The organism is Sphingopyxis sp. (assembly GCF_036402335.1).
Lineage (GTDB): Bacteria > Pseudomonadota > Alphaproteobacteria > Sphingomonadales > Sphingomonadaceae > Sphingopyxis.
In genome coordinates, this window is the sequence record NZ_DASWTD010000305.1 from 1 (window position 1) to 3,015 (window position 3,015).

Genomic DNA, 3,015 nt, shown 5'->3' on the forward strand with positions numbered 1-3,015 from the left:
GAACGGATCGAGGATCGCGGCAGCCAGATCACCTTCTCCGCGCTCGGGCAACAGGCACCGATCCATGCGAAAGAGATATGGGATCCCGATTTCGCGAAGCGCAAGATCATCCAGGCCGACCTGACGACCCGGCTCCCGGGCCTGTCGATCAACATGGGCGGCGCCACGTCGATCGACATCACGCGCGAAGGCGTCGACAAGGGTTACGGGCTGAAGAAACTTGCCGAGGCGAGCGGCTTCCCGCTCGACGCGATGCTGTTCATCGGCGACGCGATCTTCCCGGGGGGCAATGACTATCCGGCCAAACAGATCGGCCTCGACACCGTTCGCGTCCGCGACCCGCAAGAGACGCTTGCCGTCGTCTCCGCGATCATCGCCTGCCAGAGATAGGCCGGCGCGACCTTCGTCGGGCACCGGTCGGCCGCGGCAGGGCCGGCGGCATGGTCCGCGCCCGTCGGCCGCTGCGCGAGGCAAGCAATGATGGCGCCGGGATCAGGGATGCTCCAGCCGCGTCTCGACGCGAATGAGCGACACCGCGGAGCGCCGCGGCGGGGTCAGCATGAAGTGGACCGCCACCGCGATGTCCTCGGCGCGAAGCATCTTGTCCTCGTTGATGAGCTCGCGCTGCTTCTCGGGCGGGAACTCGGGATATTGGAAGTCGGCGCCGGTGAATCCGGGCTCGATCAGCCCGACCTTGATGTCTTCTTCGGAAAGTTCCTTGCGGAAGGAGGGCACAAAGCCCTGGATACCCGATTTGGCGGCCACATAGATCGAACCGCCCGCTCCTCTCGATACCGCCGACATCGATCCGATGAAGACGATGTCGCTCCCCGCTGACATCCTTCGGGCCGCTTCCTGCGCGCAGATGAGATAGGCAGTGAGGTCGGTGTCGAGCTGGTAGCGCGTTTCGCTCTCGCCACTGTCGGCGAGCGCTGCCGCAGGGATCGCAGCGTTGATAATCGCGATGTCGATCTCGCCGAGATAGGCGGCCGCTGCCTCGAAGAAGCGATCGACATCGTCGGCGATCGAGAGATCGACATTGATGCCGTCGCCCTCGCCCACCTCGTCGATGCGGCGCAGCGCATCGGCAAGATGCTCGGGGGTGCGCCCGCAGACGAAAACCCGCACGCCGTTGCTTGCCAGCAGGACGGCGATGGCACGCCCGATCCCCGTCGTGCCGCCGGTTATGATGGCGCGGCGACCGTCGAGACCGGGCTGCTGCGTATGCGCGTCCTGTTCGTCTATCATTCCGGGCTCCTTCCTGTCGCGCCGCGCGCGGGGCCCCGCCCTCCCCTCAGCGACGTCTGGAGACCGCCGAAGTTCCCGTCGGACGGGTTGAAGCGAGGCTGCGCCGCGCGAGCGGCCGGTCGCCATCGCGAAAATATTCGCCTGGCCTCACGCTCGCGGGCCCGACGCTCGTCGTGGCGGGCACCGGCGATGCATTCATCGGCCGAACAGCGGATTGTTCCGGGTCAGAACTTGCGATGAAAGCTGACCAGATCGGCGTCGGGATCGCCATAACCGCAAATCAGGCCGCGCAGCATCTGCGCCGCCATCATCGAGAAGGTGATCCCGTTTCCGCCATATCCCATCGCGGCATAGCAGTTCGGCATGCCGGGAATTCGACCGATGGTCGGAGTCCCGACCGGGCTGTCGCCGAAACTTCCGGCCCAGCTATACGCAGGTGCCGCGTCCACACCCGGCAACAGCGCAGCAAGCTTTCGCGACAGCGTCGCTGCCTTGTCGGGGAGCTTCGCGTCGCGGAGAGCCGCATCGGCTATTTCCTCATCCTCGCCGCCGCAGATGATTTCTCCGCGCGGGGTTGTCCGGATGTAGAGATAGGGGTCGGCGGCTTCCCATATCATCGCCGCGGTCGGCCAGATGGCGCGGGGCTGCGGGCGCGTCGCGATCGACCAGCTTGAGATGATCTTGTTCCCCTTGCGCGGGATGCCCTTCATCATCTCATAGCCCGTCGCCACGACGAGATGTTTGGCGCGGATGGCAGGTCCGTTATTGGAACGGAGCGTCACGACCGCCTCGGAGGGAGCGACGTCGCAAATATCGACCGGGGCGTAGAGCCGTGCACCGCGCGAAATCGCAACGTTCAGATAGCCCGCGGCGAGGCGGCGTGGATCGGCCGAATAATTGCCGTAGCCGATGATCGCATGCCGGCCCTTGATGCCGTAGCGATCCTCGACCTGTGCGGGTTTGAGCAATTCGATTTCAAATCCGGCCCGGCGCCGCGCCTCGGCTTCGCGCGCAAGCCCCGCCGCGTCGAGCACATTGCCGTCGAGATAGATCGAGCCGCGCGTCGCGCCATCGACATCGAGGCCGAGCCTTTCGGTCCGTTCGCGCAGCGCGTCGACCGACTGGCGCGAGCGGCGCCAGATGCGTTCGGCTTTGTCGCGACCGATCCGTTCGGCCAATCGATGGAGCGGCATGTCGATCTCATATTGCAACATAGCGGTCGAGGCCGCGGTCGACCCGTCCGTGGGGCCGCGGCGGTCGACGATGAGGACATCGAACCCCGCGTCGGACAACTGCTCTGCGATCAGCGCGCCCGATATTCCAGCGCCGACCACCACAATGTCGCACGCGACATCGCGGGTCAGCGGTTTTTCCTCGATGGACGGACGACGCCGTGCCGACCAGATCGACTGGCCGGTCCGGAGGTCGCGATGATGGGTCGCCGATGCGTGGCTCACCATGACGGGCGATCAGGCAAGATCGCGCACCTTGGTTTCGCGCGCCCAGTGGCGCCGCGTTCCAACGTCGGCGAACTTGTCGATGGCAACGACGCCGCCGTCCTTTTCGACTCCGGCCTTGTCGAGCAGCAACTGTGTCGCCTCGTCGTGCGCGATCGTCTTGCAATGGCCATAGGCGTCCATGAACCACTGGACCGCGGCTCCTTGCTTCGACAGCGCCTTGGCCTGGTCGTCGGTGAGGATCGATGCGACGGCGTCGAACAGCACCGAGGGCGATCCCGCGAGCTGGCCGTCGGCCTTGAGCGTGCCG

Annotated in this window: 3 protein-coding genes and 1 pseudogene; 1 reads left to right on the plus strand and 3 read right to left on the minus strand. The window is 65.7% G+C overall.

Features of this window, described 5'->3' with window-relative positions:
* On the plus strand, positions 1-390 hold a 390-nt coding region (locus tag VGD20_RS09425; RefSeq protein ID WP_331134193.1), incomplete at its 5' end, for an HAD hydrolase family protein.
* Between the two features lie 102 nt (positions 391-492).
* Here VGD20_RS09425 and VGD20_RS09430 read toward each other — a convergent pair.
* The 3 genes and pseudogenes from VGD20_RS09430 to VGD20_RS09440 form a co-directional block, all read right to left on the minus strand.
* Positions 493-1,248, minus strand: coding sequence for an SDR family oxidoreductase (locus tag VGD20_RS09430; protein WP_331134194.1), 756 nt, complete (start codon positions 1,246-1,248; stop codon positions 493-495).
* Between the two features lie 224 nt (positions 1,249-1,472).
* Positions 1,473-2,708: an FAD-binding oxidoreductase gene (locus tag VGD20_RS09435; RefSeq protein ID WP_331134195.1), complete on the minus strand. Its 1,236-nt coding sequence runs from the start codon at positions 2,706-2,708 to the stop codon at positions 1,473-1,475.
* Positions 2,709-2,717: 9 nt separating this feature from the next.
* Positions 2,718-3,015, minus strand: a pseudogene (locus VGD20_RS09440) (catalase HPII); the annotation flags it as partial.